This is a genomic window from Streptomyces ossamyceticus (assembly GCF_001418475.1).
Taxonomy (GTDB): Bacteria; Actinomycetota; Actinomycetes; order Streptomycetales; family Streptomycetaceae; genus Streptomyces; species Streptomyces ossamyceticus.
Genome location: NZ_LIQX01000350.1, coordinates 1 through 19,602, shown reverse-complemented (window position 1 = coordinate 19,602; position 19,602 = coordinate 1). Strand labels below are relative to the sequence as shown.

At 71.3% G+C, this 19,602-nt stretch carries 20 protein-coding genes and 1 pseudogene; 14 read left to right on the top strand and 7 right to left on the bottom strand.

Annotation, left to right across the window (positions count from 1 at the left end; translation table 11 throughout):
- Nucleotides 1–98: 98 nt before the first annotated feature.
- On the bottom strand, nt 99–1,028 hold the full coding sequence (locus AOK15_RS24990; RefSeq protein ID WP_055520583.1) for a DMT family transporter: 930 nt from the start codon (nt 1,026–1,028) through the stop codon (nt 99–101).
- Nucleotides 1,029–1,103: 75 nt separating this feature from the next.
- Here AOK15_RS24990 and AOK15_RS24985 point away from each other — a divergent pair, with 75 nt between their 5' ends.
- Nucleotides 1,104–2,009, top strand: coding sequence for a LysR family transcriptional regulator (locus tag AOK15_RS24985; protein WP_055520581.1), 906 nt, complete (start codon nt 1,104–1,106; stop codon nt 2,007–2,009).
- A gap of 247 nt (nt 2,010–2,256) precedes the next feature.
- Nucleotides 2,257–2,505, top strand: a complete 249-nt coding sequence (locus AOK15_RS24980; RefSeq protein WP_205632223.1) for a hypothetical protein — start codon at nt 2,257–2,259, stop codon at nt 2,503–2,505.
- Nucleotides 2,506–2,635: 130 nt separating this feature from the next.
- Here AOK15_RS24980 and AOK15_RS24975 read toward each other — a convergent pair whose 3' ends face one another.
- Complete coding sequence (locus tag AOK15_RS24975) at nt 2,636–3,103, bottom strand: pyridoxamine 5'-phosphate oxidase family protein (protein WP_055520577.1); 468 nt, start codon at nt 3,101–3,103, stop codon at nt 2,636–2,638.
- A 155-nt stretch (nt 3,104–3,258) separates the two neighbouring features.
- Between AOK15_RS24975 and AOK15_RS24970 the strand changes: the two genes are divergently transcribed.
- On the top strand, nt 3,259–3,954 hold the full coding sequence (locus tag AOK15_RS24970; RefSeq protein ID WP_055520592.1) for a cysteine hydrolase family protein: 696 nt from the start codon (nt 3,259–3,261) through the stop codon (nt 3,952–3,954).
- 14 nt (nt 3,955–3,968) lie between these two features.
- Here AOK15_RS24970 and AOK15_RS24965 read toward each other — a convergent pair whose 3' ends face one another.
- From AOK15_RS24965 to AOK15_RS24945, 5 genes are all read right to left on the bottom strand, one after another.
- Nucleotides 3,969–4,469: a Rieske (2Fe-2S) protein gene (locus AOK15_RS24965; RefSeq protein ID WP_055520575.1), complete on the bottom strand. Its 501-nt coding sequence runs from the start codon at nt 4,467–4,469 to the stop codon at nt 3,969–3,971.
- Nucleotides 4,470–4,703: 234 nt separating this feature from the next.
- On the bottom strand, nt 4,704–5,837 hold the full coding sequence (locus AOK15_RS24960; protein WP_055520573.1) for a CU044_5270 family protein: 1,134 nt from the start codon (nt 5,835–5,837) through the stop codon (nt 4,704–4,706).
- Complete coding sequence (locus tag AOK15_RS24955) at nt 5,834–6,397, bottom strand: RNA polymerase sigma factor (protein WP_055520572.1); 564 nt, start codon at nt 6,395–6,397, stop codon at nt 5,834–5,836. The genes AOK15_RS24960 and AOK15_RS24955 overlap by 4 nt, the downstream gene beginning before the upstream one ends.
- 159 nt (nt 6,398–6,556) lie before the next feature.
- On the bottom strand, nt 6,557–7,264 hold the full coding sequence (locus AOK15_RS24950; RefSeq protein WP_240508582.1) for a TetR/AcrR family transcriptional regulator C-terminal domain-containing protein: 708 nt from the start codon (nt 7,262–7,264) through the stop codon (nt 6,557–6,559).
- Between the two features lie 52 nt (nt 7,265–7,316).
- Nucleotides 7,317–8,936 (bottom strand): gamma-glutamyltransferase family protein, encoded by a 1,620-nt coding sequence (locus AOK15_RS24945; protein WP_063799047.1) that lies wholly within the window; start codon nt 8,934–8,936, stop codon nt 7,317–7,319.
- Nucleotides 8,937–9,184: 248 nt separating this feature from the next.
- On the opposite strand from AOK15_RS24945, the gene AOK15_RS24940 reads away from it, so the two are divergent.
- The 11 genes and pseudogenes from AOK15_RS24940 to AOK15_RS47220 form a co-directional block, all read left to right on the top strand.
- Nucleotides 9,185–10,057, top strand: coding sequence for an ABC transporter substrate-binding protein (locus AOK15_RS24940; protein ID WP_055520566.1), 873 nt, complete (start codon nt 9,185–9,187; stop codon nt 10,055–10,057).
- A gap of 101 nt (nt 10,058–10,158) precedes the next feature.
- Nucleotides 10,159–11,025 (top strand): amino acid ABC transporter permease, encoded by an 867-nt coding sequence (locus AOK15_RS24935; RefSeq protein WP_063799046.1) that lies wholly within the window; start codon nt 10,159–10,161, stop codon nt 11,023–11,025.
- Between the two features lie 124 nt (nt 11,026–11,149).
- Complete coding sequence (locus tag AOK15_RS24930; RefSeq protein WP_055520588.1) at nt 11,150–11,893, top strand: amino acid ABC transporter ATP-binding protein; 744 nt, start codon at nt 11,150–11,152, stop codon at nt 11,891–11,893.
- Between the two features lie 400 nt (nt 11,894–12,293).
- The gene (locus AOK15_RS24925) at nt 12,294–13,112 is read left to right on the top strand and encodes a universal stress protein (RefSeq protein ID WP_055520564.1); all 819 of its coding nucleotides are present in this window, start codon (nt 12,294–12,296) and stop codon (nt 13,110–13,112) included.
- Between the two features lie 173 nt (nt 13,113–13,285).
- A complete protein-coding gene (locus AOK15_RS24920) occupies nt 13,286–14,041 on the top strand; it encodes a HipA family kinase (RefSeq protein ID WP_055520562.1) in 756 nt (251 codons plus the stop codon).
- Nucleotides 14,038–14,448 carry a DUF3037 domain-containing protein gene (locus AOK15_RS24915; protein WP_055520559.1) on the top strand — a complete coding sequence of 137 codons (411 nt, stop codon included), beginning with the start codon at nt 14,038–14,040 and terminating at the stop codon, nt 14,446–14,448. The genes AOK15_RS24920 and AOK15_RS24915 overlap by 4 nt, the downstream gene beginning before the upstream one ends.
- Nucleotides 14,449–14,652: 204 nt before the next feature.
- Complete coding sequence (gene fabG / locus AOK15_RS24910) at nt 14,653–15,414, top strand: 3-oxoacyl-ACP reductase FabG (RefSeq protein ID WP_055520558.1); 762 nt, start codon at nt 14,653–14,655, stop codon at nt 15,412–15,414.
- Nucleotides 15,415–15,426: 12 nt separating this feature from the next.
- Nucleotides 15,427–16,194 (top strand): SDR family oxidoreductase, encoded by a 768-nt coding sequence (locus AOK15_RS24905; RefSeq protein ID WP_055520556.1) that lies wholly within the window; start codon nt 15,427–15,429, stop codon nt 16,192–16,194.
- Between the two features lie 225 nt (nt 16,195–16,419).
- Nucleotides 16,420–18,000 (top strand): ABC transporter substrate-binding protein, encoded by a 1,581-nt coding sequence (locus tag AOK15_RS24900; RefSeq protein WP_055520586.1) that lies wholly within the window; start codon nt 16,420–16,422, stop codon nt 17,998–18,000.
- Nucleotides 18,001–18,173: 173 nt separating this feature from the next.
- Nucleotides 18,174–18,857, top strand: coding sequence for a uracil-DNA glycosylase (locus AOK15_RS24895; RefSeq protein ID WP_055520554.1), 684 nt, complete (start codon nt 18,174–18,176; stop codon nt 18,855–18,857).
- A 362-nt stretch (nt 18,858–19,219) separates the two neighbouring features.
- Nucleotides 19,220–19,424: pseudogene (locus AOK15_RS47220) on the top strand (hypothetical protein); the annotation flags it as partial.
- Nucleotides 19,425–19,602 lie beyond the last annotated feature (178 nt).

Below are 19,602 nucleotides of genomic sequence, written 5' to 3'. Positions count from 1 at the left end.
ACGTGTGAGGAGGGGGCGCTCGGCGGATGAGGTGGCGCGGGTCAGCCCCCGGCGTGTGCGGGCCGCGGGGCTCACGGTGCCGTCGGCTCGTGGTCGTCTCAGGTGCGTGGCCTCGCCTGGGTCAGGGCCGCGCCTGCCAGGACGATCGCCGCGCCCACCGGGGTCGACCAGGTCAGGGATTCGCCGAGGAGCGCCACACCCGCGGCCGTGGCGATGACCGGGATGAAGTAGGTGACCATCTGGGCGGTGGTCGGGCCGACCTCGGAGACGAGGCCGTACTGGACGAGCATGGCGACTCCCGTGCCGAGGGCGCCCAGGGCGATCACGGCCAGCAGGGGCAGGACCGGGTAGTGGCTCGGCGGAGTGGTGAACAGCGGCGTGACGACGGCGAGTTGGGCGGTGGCCAGGAAGAGTTGGGCGCCGGTGAGGGAGAGCGGGGAGTGATCGGTGCCGGCCAGCGTGCGGCGGACGTAGATCCACCCGATCGGGTAGCTGAGGGAAGCCAGCAGAGCCATCGCGGTGCCCCTGGGGTCGAGGCCGTCGAAGCCCTGCCAGGCGCCGAGGACGGTGAGCACACCGAGGAAGCCGAGACCGAGACCGGCGACCCGCACCCGCGTCGGCCGGTCCTCGGAGAGAGCCACCAGCGACAGCGCCATGCCCCACAAGGGGGAGGTCGCGTTGCAGATACCGGCGAGCGTGGAGGGGATCGTCAGCTCGGCGTAGGCGAAGAGCGAGAACGGCAGGGCGTTCAGAAGGAGAGCCGCCACCGTCAGATGCCCCCATGTGCGGGCGCCGCGCGGCAGCCGCTCACGCTTCACCGCCATCGCCGCCGCCAGGACCAGCGTGCCGAAGGCCAGCCGCCCGAAGGTCACCTGGAACGGCGCGTAGGCCTCCGTGCCCACCTTGATCAGCAGGAAGCTGAAGCCCCAGATCAGGGAGAGAAAGCCGAAACGCAGGCGCCAGTCGACGGTGGCGCGGCGTTGTGCGGAGGCGGGGGAGAGGGCTCGGGTGGGCGTCGCCGTGGTCATGCCTGCCACGATGCTCCGCAAAGATCTCGTAGCACAAGCGAGATTTCGTGAGTCGATTCTCGTAGCATCGCTTACATGTTGAACCTGGAGCGCCTGCGTACCCTCGACGCCCTCGCCCGGCACGGCTCGGTCAGCGGCGCGGCGGAGGGCCTGCATGTGACCACGTCGGCCGTCTCCCAGCAGATGGCGAAGCTGGAGCGGGAGGTGGGTCAGCAACTGCTCGCCAAGAACGGACGCGGAGTGCGGCTCACCGACGCCGGACGGCTCCTCGCCGACCATGCCGCCCGGATCCTCTCCCAGGTCGAGCTGGCCCAGTCCGACCTGGAGGCCCAGCGGGGGCAGGTCGTCGGCGAGCTGCGGCTCGCCGCGTTCCCGACGGCCGTGCGGGGGCTGTTCCCCGCCGTCTTCCGCACGCTCAAGTCCCACCATCCGGCGCTGCGGGTGCGGTCGCGGGAGCTGGAGCCGGAGCTCGCGATCAACGCGGTGGTGCGGGGCGACGTCGATCTGGCCGTCGTCCTCGACTGGTACAACAAGCCGCTGCCCGTGCCCGAAGGACTCGCCCGCGCCTCGATCCTCGACGATCCCGTGGAGGTCGCCCTGCCCGAGGAGCATCCGCTCGCCGGGCGGGACGAGATCGACCTGGAGGAACTGGCGGGCGAGGCGTGGGTGGCGTGGCCCGAGGGCGAGTTCTGCCACGAATGGCTGCTCTACACCCTGCGCGCGAACGGTATCGAGCCCCACATCGCCCATCGGGCCGGTGAGCACCACACCCAACTCGCCCTGGTGGAGGCCGGGTTGGGGGTGTGCATCGCGCCCCGACTGGGACGGGACCCGATGCCGGCCGGGGTGCGGACCGTGCCCGTACGGCACCGGGTCCACCGCACCGTCTACGCGGTCTGGCGCGCGGACGCGGACCGCAGACCGTCCATCAGGGCGGCAGTCGAGGCGCTCAGGGCGGCCGGGGGCGCGTGCGGGGAGTAGAGGGCTTCGCCAAGGGCAGCCGGCAGCCGGCAGCCGGGTGTGGGGCGTAGGGCTGGGTGCGGGGCGTACGGCGGGGTGAGGGGCGTACGGCGGGGTGCCGGGCGTAGGGCTGAGCCCACGGGAGCCAGGCGGTCGGGCGTAGGGCTGGGCCCGTGGCAGCCGGGCAGTCGGCGTAGGGCTGGGCCCGTGGCGGCCCGGCGCCCGCGGGCGGTGCCGAGGGTGATCTGCCGCTTGTCATACTTCCCGCGTGGATGTGCGAGCGAGGGAGACGGTGCGGCGATGGCTCGCCGATCAGGGGGTCACCCAGGTGGGGCAGGGGTGGGTGAGCGCCGGGGAACCCGGTCGGCCGCTCACCGCCGCTGAGGTGGCGCACTCCTGGGCGGCCGACGTGTTCGCCGGGGAGGGGCTGGACGAGGCCGACCGGTTGCGGCCGGCCTTCGGGTTGCTGGACCTCCTCGACGAGTACTGGGTCACGTGCGAGATCCGGTTCGGCTGAGCAGGGCCGGCCGGCAGCTGTGGGAGGCGGCGGGCCCCAGTCGGCCGCCTCGGCGGTTCAGTGGAGCGCTACGGCGCAGTCGCGCTCGGTCGCATCCCCCGGTCCCGGTGTCTCGTCGAGTGCGCCCCGGTCACGGTGAACCGAGCTTGCGGAAATCCCAGGACGTGATCGCGTCCGGGGTCAGGCGCAGCCAGGCGTGTCGGCCGTCGTGCGGCATGTCGTCGATGCCGAAGTTCTTGCGGGCGAACAGACGCTCCACCTCGGTCAGTTCGGCGAGCGGCTCGCCCGTCCGCGGAACCTCGCCGACCACCTCGACGGTGCCGGACAGCTCCACACCCCGCAGCTCGCCGTAGTCCTCGCCCGCGTCGACCACGACGGCGACGCGCGGATCGCGGCGCAGCTCCGACCAGCGTCTGCTGCGGGTGATCGAGTACAGCCAGAGCGAGGTGCCGTCCCAGACGAACCAGAGCGGACTGACGTGCGGCGCGCCGTCGGCCGAGACCGTCGCGACCCGGCAGGTCCGCTGTGCGCCCAGGAACGCGTCCAGCTCGCCGGGCTCCATCATGATCTTCCGGCCCCGGCGCTGAGTGGCGGCCATGGAACTCCTCTCCTCTGACGTGGCGTCAGCTGAGCATGGGTCGTCTTCCGTCCCTACGCAAGAGGCGTTACGCTCGCCCGCCCGGTCACCGGCACCCGTTGCCGCCGGTCGCCGACGCCCCGCTCTCGACCTCGCTCGAAAACCTGGGGGACACCATGCCGTCGTACGCGAACGAGTCGAACGCGAACGAGTCGAACGCGAACGAGTCGAAGAGGCAGCGGGAGTTGGGCGAGCTCCTCGATCCCGCCACCACCGCGCTGCTCACCGTGGAGTGCCAGCAGGGCGTCGTGGGGCCGGACAGCGCCCTCCCCGAACTAGCCGAGGCGGCCCGCTCCTCGGGGGCGCTCGGGAACGTGGCACGGCTGGTCGCCGCCGCTCACACCAGCGGGGTCCAGGTGCTGCACGCGGTCGCCGAGCGGCGGCCCGACGGGCGGGGCGCCAACCGCAACGCCCGTCTCTTCGACGCTGCCGCGCGGCTCCCCGTAAGGCAACTGACGGGGACCGCGGCCGTACGTGTCGCACCGCCCATCGAGGTCGCCCGGGAGGACCTGGTCGTCCGGCGGCTGCACGGGCTGTCCCCGCTGGCCGGCACCGATGTCGACGCGTTGCTGCGCAACCTCGGCTGCCGCACCCTGATCGTCGCCGGTGTCTCGGCCAACGTGGCCGTCCCCAACGCAGTCTTCGACGCGGTGAACCTCGGCTACCGGGTCGTCGTGCCCGGGGACGCCATCGCGGGGGTGCCTGCCGACTACACCCCCGCGATGATCCGCCACACCCTCGCGTTGGTCGCCACGGTCGCGACCACGGCCGAGGTCCTGGCCCGTATCGAGCGGGCCGGGCGGCGGACCTGAGCGTCCGAGGGGCGTCAGGCCAGCGTGATCGACGTCCCGCTGACCTTGATCTCCTTGGCGGGCAGGGCCTCGGTCGCCGGGCCGCTCTTCACGCTGCCGTCCGTGATCGAGAAGTTGCTCTGGTGGCAAGGACAGTTGATCACCCCGTCGGCGACCGTCTTCACGGCACAGCCACGGTGGGTGCAGGTGGAGGAGAACGCCTTGAACTCGCCCGCCTTCGGCTGCGTGATCACCACGTTCTTGTCCTCGAAGATCTTGCCGCCGCCCTCCGGGATGTCGCTGGTCTTGGCCAGCTCGGTGCCGCCCGACCCCGCGTCGTCGCCGCCCGTGCCACCACCGCTCGTGCTGCCGCCGCTCGCGGAACCGCTCGCGTCGCCGCCGGTGCCCGACGAGCCGGACGAGTCGTCGCCCGACCCGCACGCGGTCAGCGCGACGGCGAGCCCCGCCGCACCGGCCGCCGCCATCATCGTGCGACGGGCCGGTTCAGAAGCGGGTTTGATCGTTTCGCTGCTCATGCGGACGAATCCCTCCGAGATCGCTTTGCACTTTCGCCCATGGATACGGCGATGGTGTGGTTGAACGTTCAGACAGGGGCACATCTTGGTCTGCCCGGCATCACGATCGCGTCAAGTGAAGCTGTCTCGAACCTGTCGATCCGGAGGTCGTCCCGCCCCGTGCGCTGCTCGTCCCGCCCCGTGCGCTGCTCGGGTCGCCCCCGTGCTCAGCTCGGGCGCACCGCGAGGGCGGTCTCAGCGGTCGTACGGGGTCTCCGGGCCCGGGTCGGGGGTGTCGGTGTCGAAGGGGGGCGCCTCGTCGGTCCACTGCATCGATGTGATCGTCGTGTAGCTCAGGGTCTCGCCCTCGCGCGCGCCGTCACCGCTCCGGGTGGCCACCGTCTCGGTACCCAGGGGCATGCCCGTGGACTTGTCGAAGATCAGGCGGAGTTCCGGGGCGGACGCGTAGGGGCTCGGGAGCGCCACGGCATGACCGGAGCGGCCCGTGTGGTCCTCGACGTCTCCCAGGGAGCGCACACCGGGCTCGGCGGCGAGGAGGCGGTAGGCGGCGGCGCGGAGGGCCGGACTGGACGGGAGCGAGGTGGCCAGCTCGATGGCGGAGTTGACGACGATCCGGTCGAGCACCCTCGTCGGACCGTTGTAGTCCTTGTCCACCAGGGCGAACAGGCGCTCGCGGAGGGCCGTCGCGTCCGTGGGGAGCGTGGGCAGCAGACGGAGGGGGACTTCCCCGTACGGCCCGGAGTCGGCCTTTCCGCCGGGGGCGTCGTGCTCGATCTCGCCCCTGCCGGCGTAGGTGACGGTCCCGTCGGGCGCGTCGGACAGCTTCCACGAGGTGGGGGAGCCGTCCGCCCTCCACGCCACCTCGTCGGCCTTCGTGGCCGGGCGGGCGCCGGAGTCCAGGTACTGCGACCAGTACGCGTTCTCGTCCGTGGACGTCCAGTACCGCTGCTCGGAGCGGATGTCGATCGTGTAGTCCTGACCGGGGACCTTGTGGAAGGAACCCATGTGTTCCTCCACGTACCAGTACCTGCCCGAGGCGGCCGGCTGGCGTTCGACGTGGGAGGCGGCGGCGAGAAGGATCCGGGCGCCGGACTCCGACGCCGCGGAGGACGGGGGTGCCGGCTTCTCCGGCGCGGTGTCCGCGACCACCAGGGCCACCACCGCCGCGGCGGTGGCCAGGGCGAGACCCGAGAGCAGCGGAGGCCGCCACAGGCGCGAACGGGCGGTGACGCGAGCGCCGAGCGGCGCGCGGGGACCGCTCATCACGGTCGCGAGCTCCTCGTCCCGCACCGACGGCGGCGTGGGAAGCCCGGGGTCCAGGTGGGCGGGCCGGGCGGTGGTCAGGCGGTGCAGCACGTCGTTCTTCACCGGGCTTCCTCTCCTACGGCGATCCGGGCTCGGGTGGACTCGTGCCGCACGGCCGCGGCCCCCGCCACGGGTGGGGAGGCCGACGCGGCCTGGTCGAGGCGTCTGCGCGCCCGGTGCAGACGGACCCGGAGGGTGAGCGCCGAGCAGCCGACCACCGTCGCGGCCTGCGCCGGGGTCAGACCCTGCCACGCCGAGAGGATCAGCAGTTCCCGGTCGTCCTCCGGCAGTGTCGCCAGCGCCTTGAGCAGGGCGCTGCGCTCGGACACCTCCTCCGCGATGTCCGCCTCGGCCGGTTCCACCCAGGACATCCACTCGGCGGCGAACGACACGCGCCGGGCCTCTGCCCGGACGGTGTCCCGCAGGATGTTGCGGGCGACCACGAGCAGCCACGGCAGCGGGGGCTCGGGGATGTCGTCCAGCCTGCGCCAGGCCACGGTGAACGTCTCGTTCACCACGTCGTCGGCGACGTGCCGTCCCGCGCGGCTGACCACATAGGCCCATACGCGTTGTCGGCAGCCGTCGTAGATGGCGGTGAATCGATCAGCGTCGGAGTCGGCCACTGCCGCACCTCCCGTCCCTCACGGTGTGTTCTGTCGTCGGGTAGTGGTCCGAGCGGGCTGATCGTTACAGCGGAAACCCGGAAAACCCGCCCGAGGGACGAGGCGTGGATCACATCGGCCGTGATCGGCCGTGATCGGCCGTGAGGAGTCCGGCTGTGGCTACGACCGAGCCTTCGCCCTCACCCGGATCGTGTCGATGACCGCCTGGACCGCGGTGACGAAGTTCTGCGGGTCGTCCAACGACTTGAACTGCGGGGCCAGCCGGGCGATGTTGGGGAACTTGTCGGGCGGCAGGGTCAGATAGTCCGTCTTCCACGCCCGGAGGTCCGCCTCCCGGAGCTCCGGGGACAGCGACGCGAGACTCGCGTCCATCGCGCTGTACGAGAGCACCAGATCGGCGAAGACCCGGTAGTAGCGGGCCGCGTCGTCGTCGTCGAGGCCGGCGCGTCGCATGCAGTCCAGTTTGCGTTCCACGGTCCGGAACTCGTTCTCCCGGCGGGCGGTCCGCGCCGCCGCGAGGGCACCCACCCGAGGGTGCCGCAGGAACGCCTGGTGGGTGTGGACCGCGATCTGCATCAGGTCATGGGCCCAGTCGTCCGTCGGCGGCGGGGTGTGCGCCAGCGCCTCCTCGTGCAGGGCGTCGATGAGCGCGAGCAGCAGCTCGTCCTTGTTGCGGAAGTGCCGGTAGATCGCGGTCGGATGGGCGGCCAGCTCGCGGCCGAGCGCCGAGAACGTCAGCTTGTCCATCCCGGACGAGTCGGCGACCCGGAACGCGGCCTGGACGATCATCTCCTGGCTCAGCGTGCCGCGGGGCAACCGGCTTCGGCGGGCGCCCTTGGCCGTACTGCCGGCGTTACTCGAGGTCATAGGTCCTTCCTCATCTCGGCTGTCTCCCATAGTGGTCCACCGGCGGCGCGGCTCAGCCCGCCACGGCGGAGCCGTCCGCACGAGGATCGGTGGCCGCGACCAGGCGCGGACCGTCGGCACCGCCCGCACGGCGGACCAACTGGCCGTGCCCGACACCGTCGTCGTGCGCGTCGATCAGCTCGACGTCGAAACCCCCGCCCTCGATCGCGCGGACGCCCGCCGTGGGCACGTCCCGCTCGGCCTTGACGGTACCGGCACCCTCCGTCACCCCGGCCTCCATGGCCCCGAGGACCCAGCGCGGCGCCGACACGGCACGCTCCGCGGACGCGCCGGCGGCGAGGTGCAGGGCCAGATGGGTGTGCACCTGTGGCTGCGCGCGCCCTCCCATCACCCCGTGCGCTCCGACGAGCTCGCCACCCTCACGGACCAGGACGGGCATCAGCGTGTGCAGAGGACGCTTGCCGCCGGCGAGACGGTTCGGCGACGCCGGGTCGAGCGAGAACGACGCGCCCCGGTTGTGCAGGACGACACCGGTACCGGGATCAAGCACCCCGGAGCCGAAGCAGTGGAACACGCTCTGGATCAGGGACACCCAGGTACCGTCCCGGTCCGTCGTGACGACGGCGACCGTGTCACCGGACGCCTTGCGCTGCCCGAGCAGTTCGACCGGGGTGCCCGCCATCGCCCGCTCGGCGATGCGCCGTACGTACGGCTCCGACAGCAACTCCTCGGCGGGGGCGGCCTCTCCCCACTCCGGGTCGCAAGCGAACCGGTCGCGGTCGGCGGCGGCCTGGGCGAGCACGGAGGCCACAACGCCCGCGTCGCGACCCAGCGGATCGAGCGTTCCGCGGACCGAGCGCACCACTTCGAGCGCGCGCAGCCCCTGGAGGAAGTACAGGCCCTGCGAGTTGTCGCCGCTGGAGAGATGGTCGACGCCGTCGTACACCGCGCTGTGCGTTCCCGACAGCCGTACCGTGTGCTCGGCGAGATCCTCGACCGTCATGGCCGATCCCTGCTCGGCGAGCAGTCCCACCAGGCTCTGGCCCACGTCTCCGCCGTACAGCGCGGACGGACCCTGTGCGGCGATCGACGCGAGCGTCCGGGCGAGGGCCGGCTGCCGCAGGGTCCGACCGGCCGCGAGGACGTCGCCGTCGGCGAAGAACACAGCGCGCATGCCGGGGTCGCGGGCCAGGATCTGCTCCTCCCTGCTCAGGTCAAGGGCGAGACCGGGGGCGACGGGGACGCCCTCGCGGGCGGCCGCCTCGGCGGGCACGAGGGCCGCCGAGAGCGGACGGCTTCCCCAGGCGTCGGCGAGCGCGGCCCAGCCGGCCACCGCGCCGGGGACCGTCACCGGGAGCGCGCCGAGGACGGGCATGCTCTCGTACCGTGCCGCGATCTCCCCGGCGTCGACGGCCCGCGGTGCCCGGCCGGAGGCGTTGACGAAGCGGACCTCGCCGTCGGCGGTGCCCACCACGGCGAGCAGATCGCCGCCGACGGAACACTGGTTGGGGTAGACGACGGTCAGCATGGCGGCGGCCGCGAGAGCGGCGTCCACCGCGTTGCCGCCGCCGCGCAGGACGTCGGCCGCGACGTCGCTCGCCGTGGAGTGCGGTGTCGCCACGGCCCACTCGTCGCCCGTGGCGGAGAGTCGGCGAGCAGTGAATTCGGACATGGTTCCCTTCCCCAACACCGATGCGGATCCGCTGAGGTGCGCCCGTCCACCCGTGCGGCAGAGCCGTGAACCCGGATGCGGCGGCTGGGCTCCACTCCTCGAGCAGTCGCTGTTAACCGCCCTTTTACGGGAGTTTCCTTGACAGCCTCGGAGCGCCCGCCCTAGCTTCCCCTCATAGTCAACGACATCGACTATGGCACTGACTATCTGTCGGGGCAACCACGGAAGACTCCTGAAGGGGGCCGGCAATGGCAAGATCATCGCGTCGTGCCTGTCGTACGACACTCCCCGCCGCCTGTGCCGCGTTCGCGGCCGCGGCCGTGCTCGCCGGATGCGGTGGCTCCACGGAGAACGCGGCCTCGCCCGCGGCCTCGCCCGTGGTCGACCTGCCGGCCGGCACGCTCGTGAAGGACGGGCAGATCACCTACTGCTCGGACATCAGCGCACCGCCCCTGACCTACTACGACGCCGCGCAGAAGCCGGTGGGCGCCGAGATCGAACTCGGCGACGCGCTCGCCGCACAACTCGGCGTCAAGGCGAACTGGGCCAACACCGCTTTCAACGGCATCATCCCCGCGCTGCAGGCCAAGCAGTGCGACGCGATCATCACCCAGCTCTACATCAAGCCCGAGCGGGAGAAGGTCGTGGACTTCGTCCCGTACATGTACGCCTCCAACACGTTCGTCGTGTCCGCGAAGGACGACAAGGGCATCAAGAGCGCGGGCGACCTGTGCGGCAAGAAGGCCGCGGCGCAGACCGGCACGACCGTCGCCGACTACCTCTCCGCCCAGTCGAAGAAGTGCGTCGCGGACGGCGAACAGAAGGTCGACATCCGGCTGTTCAACAAGGACACCGACGCCCTCCAGCAACTGCGCCTCGGTCTGGTCGACTCCTACGGGACGACCCTCGAGACCGCCGCGTACGTGATGAAGCAGCAGCCGGACACCTTCCAGCTCGTCGGGGAGCCCTTCAACCGCATCAAGGTGGGTGCCGCGACCCGCAAGGACGACACCGCCCTGCACGACGCGCTCACGAAGGCGTTCGCGGAGATCCGGAAGAACGGCGAGTACGCCGCCATCCTCAAGAAGTGGAACCTGACCGGCGACGACATCGCCGGATAACGCCCGGCCCGTTCGACGGGTGGGGCCGCCCGGCCGCCGTCCACCGGGGCCGGCAGGAGGCCGGCCCGTCCGCATCCGCACATACGCAGGGAGAGGATGACGTGGCTGACACGTCCTTGCTCGCCGACTCGGCGCAGGTGGCCGGCTTCGACTGGTCGTTCTTCTGGCACTACCTCATATCCCCTTCGGGCACCTTCCTGGAGGGCCTGTGGCGGACCGTGTACATCTCGGTCGTCGCCCAGGCGCTCGGGGTGGTCCTCGGCCTCGTCATCGCGCTGGCCCAGCGCAGCCGCTTCGCCGTACTGCGCTGGGGCGGCGGCGCCTATGTCTGGCTCATCCGCGGCACGCCCCTGCTCGTCCAGCTGGTCCTCGTCTACAACGGCCTCGCGGCGGCGGGCGTCTACCGCTTCACCGACGTCCCGGTGGGGGGTCTCGTCCTCCTCGGCGTCGTACAGGCGGCCGTCCTGACGCTCGCCGTGAACGAGGCGGCCTACATGGCCGAGATCATCCGCGCCGCGCTCGACGCCATCGACCGCGGGCAGACGGAGGCGGCGCAGGCGCTCGGCATGACTCCGTCGCTCACGATGCGCGTGGTGCTGCTGCCACAGGCCCTGCGGATCATCGTTCCGCCGCTGGGCAACGAGTTCAACCTGATGATGAAGTCGACGTCGCTGCTGTCGGTCATCGGACTCCAGGAGATGTTCCTGACGGCCCAGTCGATCAACTCGGCGACCTTCAAGACGTTCGAGATCTTCCTCGTCGCCGCCTGCTACTACCTCGCCCTGACGACGGTGTGGTCGTTCGTCCAGCGGTTCATCGAACGCAAACTGGCGGACCCCGGGACCACACCGCCACCCGGCCCCTCCCTCAGGGAGCGGCTCGTCGGCGGCAGGGGCGGCGGTCCCGCGCCCCGCGGCACCGCGGTCGTCGGCAAGGAACCCACGCTCGCAGGCAGGGAGGCGTCCTGACGTGGAACCGATCGGGAGGACAACGACGGTGAACGACCCGCACGGTCCGCACGACCGCCCCATCACCGGGCACACGGGCCCGACCGGCCCCGCGGATCCGACGGCGGTGCTGTCGGCGCGCGGGATGGTCAAGGCCTTCGGTGGCGTACGGGTGCTCAACGGTGTCTCGATGGACGTCCGGGCCCGCGAGGTGGTGGTCGTCGTCGGGCCGTCCGGCTCGGGCAAGACGACGTTCCTGCGGTGCCTCAACCACCTGGAGAGCATCGACGAGGGGGAGATCCTCGTCCACGGCCGCCGGGTCGGCTACAAGGACGGCCCGGACCGGCTGGTCGAGGAGCGGCCGAGGGCGATCGCCGCCCGCAGACGCAACATCGGCTTCGTCTTCCAGCGCTTCAACCTCTTCCCCCACCTCTCCGCCCTGGACAACGTGGCCGTCGCCCCGGTGAAGGTCCTCGGCGTGCCGAAGGCCGAGGCGAGGGAACAGGCGCAGGCCCTGCTCGCCAGGGTCGGCCTCGCGCACAAGGCGTCCTCGCGCCCGTCCGTCCTCTCCGGAGGCCAGCAGCAGCGCGTCGCCATCGCGCGCGCCCTCGCCATGAAGCCGGAGCTGATGCTGTTCGACGAACCCACCAGCGCCCTCGACCCGGAGATGGTCGGCGAGGTCGTCACCGTGATGAAGGAGCTGGTCGAGGACGGCCTGACCATGATCGTCGTCACCCACGAGATGGGCTTCGCGCGGTCGGCCGCGGACAGGCTCGTCATGTTCGACCAGGGGGTGATCCTGGAGGAGGGCACCCCCGAGAAGCTCATGACGGACCCCGACCACCAGCGCACCCGCGCGTTCCTGCGGCGCATCGACGGCCATGGCTGAGCGGTGCGGTGGCGGGCCTGGCTGAGCGGTGCGGTGGCGGGCCTGGCTGAGCGGCGCGGCGGCGGGCCTGCGGAGTCACCCGACCCGGCGGTTCTGCCGCACGGTGCCGCCGATGCCGGGGGCGGGCGGTGGGACGGCAGCGGGCCGGTGCTCCGGCTGGGTGAGACGACCGCGGGGCGTAAGTCGGGCAGGTTCCCTGTGGTGGCGCGGTCCTCTCACCCGCGCCTGGCCGTCAGGGCCTCACCGGGCCTCGCTCGGCTGTCAGCCTCCGCGGGAGCCCCGCCCGGTTGTACGCCCTTGCGCGGTTGCCGTGCCCCCGTGGGGGCGCCGCGCGTGAATTGCAGCGGCTTGTCGATGGGGTGACGCTGGGAATCCGCAGTTTGAAGGGGAGCAGCCGCCTATGGGTAATCCGGTCGTTGTCGGGGTGGACGGCTCGTCAGCGGCTCTGACCGCCGTGGCGGCAGCCGCCGCGGCCGCGGTGCGGCGCGGTGCGGCGTTGCGTGTGGTGCATGCCGAGATTCCGGTCAAGCCCCGGCTGGTGGTGCCGGACCCGGCTGTCGGGCCACTGGTCCGCCAAGCGATGGCTCATGCCCTGCACGCGGTGCCCGAGACGGTGGTGACCTCGGCCGTGGTGACGGGCGATGTGGTGCACGTCCTGGAAGCCGAGTCACAGGCCGCGGACCTGATCGTGGTCGGCTCCAGAGGTACGGGCGGCATCACACGCCGGCTGCTGGGATCCGTGCTGGGATCCACCCCGGTGCCCCTGGCCGCCCGTAGCTATTGCCCGGTGATGGTGGTCCGAGGGGAAGACCCGGATCCCACCGGGCCCGTCGTGCTGGGAGTCGACGGCTCCCCGGACAGCGAACAGGCCGTCGCCTTCGCCTTCGCCGAGTCCGCGCGGCGCCGGGCCGAGCTCGTGGCCGTCCACGCGTGGCGGCCGGACAGGGCCTCGTCCGGAAGGGCCCCCGAGGCCGCGGAGCGGTTGCTGGGCCAGGCGCTCGCCGGTCCCGAGGACGCTTGTCCGGGTGTCACCGTCCGACGCGAGCCGGTGGGCGGGAAGGCGAGTGAGGTCCTGATCGAGGCGAGCCGGGCGGCTCAGCTGCTGGTCGTCGGGGCCCGCGGGCGCGGCGGCCTTGCGGGGCTCCTCCTGGGCTCGGTCAGTCAGGACGTGATGACGCGCGCGCACTGCCCCGTAGTGATCGTTCGCACGACGACGTGAGCGGCCCGAGGCGACGCCGCCCCGCCCCCGGGCACCGACGACCATCAGCTGGGCCGGGCGGACCGCCGTACGTGTGCGGCGGGCGGCGGTCTTGGGTGATCACCCCCGGTTACTATGCTCACTTCATGCTTGACCGTGGATCGCGGCGTCAGTGAAGTGGGTGGCCTGAGGAAATGCTGAGGAAGGTCGCTGCAACCCGCTATATCGCAGCCCTCCGTGAGGGCGGCTCGCTGCCCGGTCTCATCGAGGCCGACGACCGCGGGACGTACGTCCTGAAGTTCACCGGCGCCGGTCAGGGCCGCAAGACGCTTGTCGCGGAGGTCGTCTGCGGCGAACTGGCGCGGCGGCTCGGCCTGCGCGTCCCCCGCCTCGTGACCGTCGATCTCGACCCCGTCCTCGGGCTCGGCGAGCCGGACGAGCAGGTGCAGGACCTGCTGAAGTCCAGCGGCGGCACCAACCTCGGCATGGACTTCCTGACCCGGGCGATCGGCTTCGACCCGCTCGCGTTCGAGGTGAGCCCCGAGGAAGCCGGACGGATCGTCTGGTTCGACGCGCTGATCAACAACGTCGACCGGTCCTGGCGCAACCCCAACCTGCTGATGTGGCACGGCGAGCCGTGGCTCATCGACCACGGCGCCACCATGATCTGGCACCACCACTGGCCCGGCGCCCGCACGTCCGCCGCCAAGCCGTACGACGCCTCCGACCACGCCCTCGCCCGCTTCGGCCCCGATGTCGCGACGGCCGCCGCCGCGCTCGCTCCCCTGATCACCGAGGAACTCCTCGCCGAGGTGACCGCCGAGATCCCCGATGTGTGGCTGGCGGACGAGCCCGGATTCGACACCCCGGACGCCCTGCGGCGGGCCTACGCGGAACCGCTGCTCGCCCGGGCCGCCGGCATCCACGAACGCATCGAGGGGATCAAGTGAGCGACCGCTTCCTCGCCACCGGGGCGACCGGGCAGGACGTCTATGAGTACGCGTTGCTGCGTGTCGTGCCGCGGATCGAGCGCGGTGAATGCTTCAACGCCGGTGTCCTCGTCTACAGCCGCTCCCGGGCCGTCGTCGCCGCGCGTACCCATCTCGACGAGACCAAGCTGCTCGCCCTGGACCCCGAGGCGGACGTGGCGGGCGTACGGGCCGCGCTGCGGGCCGTGGAGGGTGTCTGCGCCGGCGGGGAGGCGGCGGGCCAGGCCGCCGGGGACGACGCCGGACGGCGGTTCCGGTGGCTGGTCGCGCCGCGTTCCACGGTGGTCCAGGCAGGCCCCGTACACACGGGGCTCACCTCGGACCCGGTGGCCGAGGCCGCGCGGCTGCTCGACCTGCTGGTCAGGTGAGACCCTGGCGGCCGGGGCGGACGACACCCCGGTGACCGGACGGTGACACACCGCCGATCGGCCGGGCGTAAGGGATCACACCTGGTGGGGCGTTGACACCGGGTGCCAGGACTTCTAGCGTCACGTGTGCCGAAGGTACTAAGCGGTCGCTCACCGGGTGGGCGGGCCGCAGGAGCCGCATCCCAAGGGCGAGGAGAACCAGCAATGTCCACCACTGAGCAGCGTGTCGCCGTGGTCACGGGTGGCGCGCGCGGCATCGGCGCCGCGACCGCCGTACGACTGGCCGCCGAGGGGCGGGCCGTCGCGGTGATCGACCTCGACGAGGCCGCGTGCAAGGACACCGTCGAGAAGATCACCGCAGCCGGCGGCAGGGCGCTCGCGGTCGGCTGTGACGTCTCCGACGAGGCCCAGGTCGAGGCTGCCGTCACCCGCGTCGCCGAGGAGCTCGGCGCCCCGACGATCCTGGTGAACAACGCGGGCGTGCTCCGCGACAACCTGCTGTTCAAGATGAGCGCCGCCGACTGGGACACGGTCATGAACGTGCACCTGCGCGGCGCCTTCCTGATGGCGAAGGCCGTCCAGAAGTACATGGTCGAGGCGAAGTTCGGACGGATCGTCAACCTGTCCTCGTCCTCCGCGCTCGGCAACCGCGGCCAGGTCAACTACTCCGCCGCCAAGGCCGGTCTCCAGGGCTTCACCAAGACCCTGGCCATCGAGCTCGGCAAGTTCGGCGTCACCGCCAACGCCGTCGCGCCCGGCTTCATCGTCACCGACATGACCGCCGCCACCGCCGCCCGCGTCGGCATGGGCTTCGAGGACTTCCAGGCCGCGGCCGCCACCCAGATCCCGGTCCAGCGCGTCGGCCGGCCGGAGGACATCGCGGGCGCCATCGCCTACTTCACGGGCGAGGACGCCGGATTCGTCTCCGGCCAGGTGCTGTACGTCGCCGGCGGACCGCTCAACTAAAGGACCGGGAACATGACTTCGGTGGAACTCCCCGAGCTTTCGGGCAAGGTCGCCCTCATCACCGGCGCCAGCCGCGGCATCGGCTACGGCATCGCCGAGGCCCTCGTCGCGCGTGGCGACCGGGTCTGCATCACGGGCCGCAACGAGGACGCCCTCAAGGAGGCCGTCGACCAGCTCGGCGCCGACCGTGTCATCGGCGTCGCGGGCAAGGCCCACGACGAGGCCCATCAGGCCCAGGCCGTCGAGCGCACGATGGAGGCGTTCGGACGCGTCGACTTCCTGGTCAACAACGCCGGTACGAACCCGGTGTTCGGGCCGATCGCCGACCTCGACCTGAACGTGGCGCGCAAGGTGTTCGAGACCAATGTCGTCTCGGCGCTCGGCTTCGCCCAGCGGACCTGGCACGCCTGGCAGAAGGACAACGGCGGCGCGATCGTCAACATCGCCTCCGTCGCCGGTGTCTCCGCCTCGCCGTTCATCGGCGCCTACGGCATCAGCAAGGCCGCCATGATCAACCTGACCCTCCAGCTGGCGCACGAGTTCTCGCCGAAGGTACGGGCCAACGCGATCGCGCCCGCCGTGGTGAAGACCAAGTTCGCCCAGGCCCTGTACGAGGGCCGCGAGGCGGAGGCCGCCTCCGCCTACCCGCTCGGCCGGCTCGGCGTGCCCTCGGACATCGGTGGCGCCGCCGCGTTCCTCACCTCCGAGCAGTCCGACTGGATCACCGGCCAGACGCTCGTGGTCGACGGCGGGATCTTCCTCAACGCCGGGGTCGGCTGACCGGCGACCGGGCCCCGTCCCGCGGGCGGGCACCGAGGGCGTTCCCGACGGCTCCCGCGGAGCCTTCGCCGAATGTCCCCGGTGCCCGCCCGCGAGCCTTCACCGGGCTCCGGCGAAGCCGTCACGAGGAGCTGATCAAGGGTTCTGCCAGCCGGACGGTGGCGGCCGGCGGGGCCTGCGGTATCGTTCGGCCACTCTTGGTACGGCATTTCGAGGAGCATGCACGTGTTCAACCGGAACCGATACTTGCCGCCTCTCGCGGCGGTCGCGTCCATATCCATGGTGGCCGGGTGTGGTGTGTTCTCCTCGGACGCCTCGGAGGAGCAGGCCCCGATCATCGTGGGCACCACCAGCGCGCCGAGCACGCTGGACCCCGCGGCCGCCTGGGACAGCTCCTGGGAGCTGATGCGCAACGTCTTCCAGCCCCTGCTGAACTACACCCCCGGTGGGTCCGACCCCGAGCCGGACGCCGCCGAGAGCTGCGAGTTCACCGACAGCGCCAGCACGACCTACGCCTGCACGCTCCGCGAGGGCCTGAAGTTCTCCAACGGGAACGCGCTGGACGCCAAGGCCGTCAAGTACTCGTTCGACCGGATCAAGAAGATCAACGTCAACGGCGGCCCCGCGGGTCTGCTGACCACGCTGTCCCGGGTGCAGGCCAAGGGCGACCGCGAGGTGGTCTTCCACCTCAGCCAGCCCGACGCGACCTTCCCTCTCGTGCTCACCACGCCCGCCATGTCCATCGTGGACCCCGCGGAGTACCCCGCCGACAAGCTACGTGAGGACGGCGGGGTCACCGGCTCCGGGCCGTACAACCTGGAGTCCTACGACGAGGGCAAGACCGCCGAGCTGGTCGGCAACGACAGCTACAAGGGCATCGCCGACCGGAAGAACTCCGCGATCACGATCCGGTACTTCCAGCAGTCGGACCAGCTGGTCAAGGCCCTCAAGGACAAGGAGATCAGCGTCGTCTACCGCGGTCTCGCCGCCGAGGACGTGGTGGACATCGAGGCCCACCGCGACGAGGCGGGCCTCCAGATCGTCGAGAACGCCACGACCGAGATCAGCTACCTGGTGTTCAACCCGAAGTACGAGTGGGCCAAGAACCCCGCCGTCCGCAAGGCGGTCGCCCAGGTACTCGACCGGCCGGCCCTCGCGCACAACGTCTACAAGGACACCGTCGAGCCGCTGTACTCCATGATCCCGAGGGGCCTGGTCGGCCACACCACGGGCTTCTTCGACGACTACGGCATCCCCAGCCCGGCCAAGGCCAAGAAGATCCTGGAGGGCGCGGGCATCACCGAGCCCGTCCCGCTGACCCTGTGGTACACCAGCGACCGCTACGGCTCCCAGACCAAGCCCGCCTTCGAGGAGCTGAAGCGCCAGCTCGACGAGTCCGGCCTGTTCAAGGTCACGCTGAAGAGCCGCCCCTGGAAGTCCTATTTCCAGGGCTACCAGAAGGGTGAGTACCCGGTCTTCGGCCGTGGCTGGAACCCCGACTTCAACGACGCCGACAACTTCATCGCCCCCTTCGTCGGCAAGCAGAACGCCCTCGGCACCCCGTACGAGTCGCCGGAGATCACCGACGAGCTGCTGCCGGAGTCCCGCGCGGAGAGCGACCGCGGCGCCGTCGGCGAGGAGTTCGAGGAGGCCCAGCAGATCCTCCTGGACGACGCCCGGCTGATCCCCCTGTGGCAGGGCAAGCTGTACGTGGCCGCGGACGAGGAGATCGCCGGCCTGGACAAGCTCATCGACCCGGCGACGATGATGACGATGTGGGAACTCTCCCGGAAGACCAGCTGGTAGGACCCGGCGCGGGCCGGACCGTCCGACGGTCCGGCCGGTATCTCCGGTGGGCGGCCCCGATTGTCAGTGGGCGCCTGTAGGTTCTGTGCTCTGACGGCGGCCGCGCCTTGCGCGGCCGTCCATGGCCGCGCGCATCGCGGTCGTGAAGTGAGCGCACACCGGAGGAAGTTGACGTGACCGACATCGCCATGCTGCCCGAGTCCTGGCGCGGGGTCCTGGGGGACGAGCTGCAGCAGCCCTACTTCAAGGAACTCACCGAGTTCGTCGAGGAGGAGCGAGCCAAGGGTCCCGTCTACCCCCCGCGCGAGGAGGTCTTCGCCGCCCTCGACGCCACGCCGTACGAGCGGGTGAAGGTGCTCGTCCTCGGTCAGGACCCCTACCACGGCGAGGGTCAGGGCCACGGCCTGTGCTTCTCCGTGCGGCCCGGTGTGAAGACCCCGCCCTCCCTGCGGAACATCTACAAGGAGATGCAGGCCGAGCTGGGCACCCCGATCCCGGACAACGGCTATCTGATGCCGTGGGCCGAGCAGGGCGTGCTCCTGCTGAACGCGGTGCTCACGGTCCGCGCCGGTGAGGCCAACTCCCACAAGGGCAAGGGCTGGGAGAAGTTCACCGACGCGGTGATCCGCGCCGTCGCCGACCGGCCGGACCCGGCCGTCTTCGTGCTCTGGGGCAACTACGCGCAGAAGAAGCTCCCGCTGATCGACGAGGAGCGCCACATCGTGGTGAAGGGCGCGCACCCCTCGCCGCTGTCGGCCAAGAAGTTCTTCGGCTCCCGCCCGTTCACCCAGATCAACGACGCGATCGCCCGGCAGGGCCACGAGCCGATCGACTGGACCATCCCGAACCTCGGCTGACCCCCGCCGGCGCTCCGGCGGTCACCCGCCCGCCCTCCGTACGGCCACCGGGGAGCCCGGCGGCCGTACGGAGCCGCCTGACCGGGATTGTCGGTGCCTGGGGCTAGGGTCTGTCCTTTGGATCACGCTGGCTTCGGGCTACGGCACTGATGGCTGCCGGTGAGCGGGGCTTGGTGCGTGCGGCTGCAAGGCGGAGGAGGGAGTCAACGCGGAGCGTTGGTGACCGACGACAACGCGGCAGATNNCCGCGGCCCAGGCGTGATCCACACGACAGGCCCCAGCGTCGGCGGGGACAGGCGGGACCGGGGGCGACGAGTGTGGAGGACACGGTGGAGCGACAGGAGCAGGCGGCGCCGGACGCCATGATGACCCGCATCGGACAGACGGTCATGCTGCACCACGGCGGGGACCGCGAGGAGGCCCGGGACCGCTTCCTGAAGCTGTGGGAGGAGATCGGCGAGGACGGCGACCCGTTCCACCGCTGCACACTGGCGCACTACATGGCGGACACCCAGGACGACCCGGTCGACGAACTGGCGTGGGACCTCAGGGCCCTGTCGGCGGCGGNNACTACGCCAGGCTCGGCCGCCCCGAGGCCGCCCGCAGCCATCTGGCCCTCGCCCGGGGCACCCTGGGCGCCCTGGCGGACGACGGCTACGGCGACGGCATCCGGGCCGCCCTCACCCGGCTGGAGTCCCGCCTCGACGAGGAGAGCCCGGCCACCGGGGGAGAGACACCGGGGCCG

What these genes read in the sequence shown, in the direction of transcription:
- AOK15_RS24985 (WP_055520581.1), top strand. Translation starts at nt 1,104, where the DNA reads ATGTTGAACCTGGAGCGCCTGCGTACCCTCGACGCCCTCGCCCGGCAC.
- AOK15_RS24975 (WP_055520577.1), bottom strand. Translation starts at nt 3,103, where the DNA reads ATGGCCGCCACTCAGCGCCGGGGCCGGAAGATCATGATGGAGCCCGGC.
- AOK15_RS24940 (WP_055520566.1), top strand. Translation starts at nt 9,185, where the DNA reads ATGGCAAGATCATCGCGTCGTGCCTGTCGTACGACACTCCCCGCCGCC.
- AOK15_RS24950 (WP_240508582.1), bottom strand. Translation starts at nt 7,264, where the DNA reads ATGACCTCGAGTAACGCCGGCAGTACGGCCAAGGGCGCCCGCCGAAGC.
- AOK15_RS24945 (WP_063799047.1), bottom strand. Translation starts at nt 8,936, where the DNA reads ATGTCCGAATTCACTGCTCGCCGACTCTCCGCCACGGGCGACGAGTGG.
- AOK15_RS24970 (WP_055520592.1), top strand. Translation starts at nt 3,259, where the DNA reads ATGCCGTCGTACGCGAACGAGTCGAACGCGAACGAGTCGAACGCGAAC.
- AOK15_RS24925 (WP_055520564.1), top strand. Translation starts at nt 12,294, where the DNA reads ATGGGTAATCCGGTCGTTGTCGGGGTGGACGGCTCGTCAGCGGCTCTG.
- AOK15_RS24920 (WP_055520562.1), top strand. Translation starts at nt 13,286, where the DNA reads ATGCTGAGGAAGGTCGCTGCAACCCGCTATATCGCAGCCCTCCGTGAG.
- AOK15_RS24930 (WP_055520588.1), top strand. Translation starts at nt 11,150, where the DNA reads ATGGTCAAGGCCTTCGGTGGCGTACGGGTGCTCAACGGTGTCTCGATG.
- fabG (WP_055520558.1), top strand. Translation starts at nt 14,653, where the DNA reads ATGTCCACCACTGAGCAGCGTGTCGCCGTGGTCACGGGTGGCGCGCGC.
- AOK15_RS24965 (WP_055520575.1), bottom strand. Translation starts at nt 4,469, where the DNA reads ATGAGCAGCGAAACGATCAAACCCGCTTCTGAACCGGCCCGTCGCACG.
- AOK15_RS24905 (WP_055520556.1), top strand. Translation starts at nt 15,427, where the DNA reads ATGACTTCGGTGGAACTCCCCGAGCTTTCGGGCAAGGTCGCCCTCATC.
- AOK15_RS24990 (WP_055520583.1), bottom strand. Translation starts at nt 1,028, where the DNA reads ATGACCACGGCGACGCCCACCCGAGCCCTCTCCCCCGCCTCCGCACAA.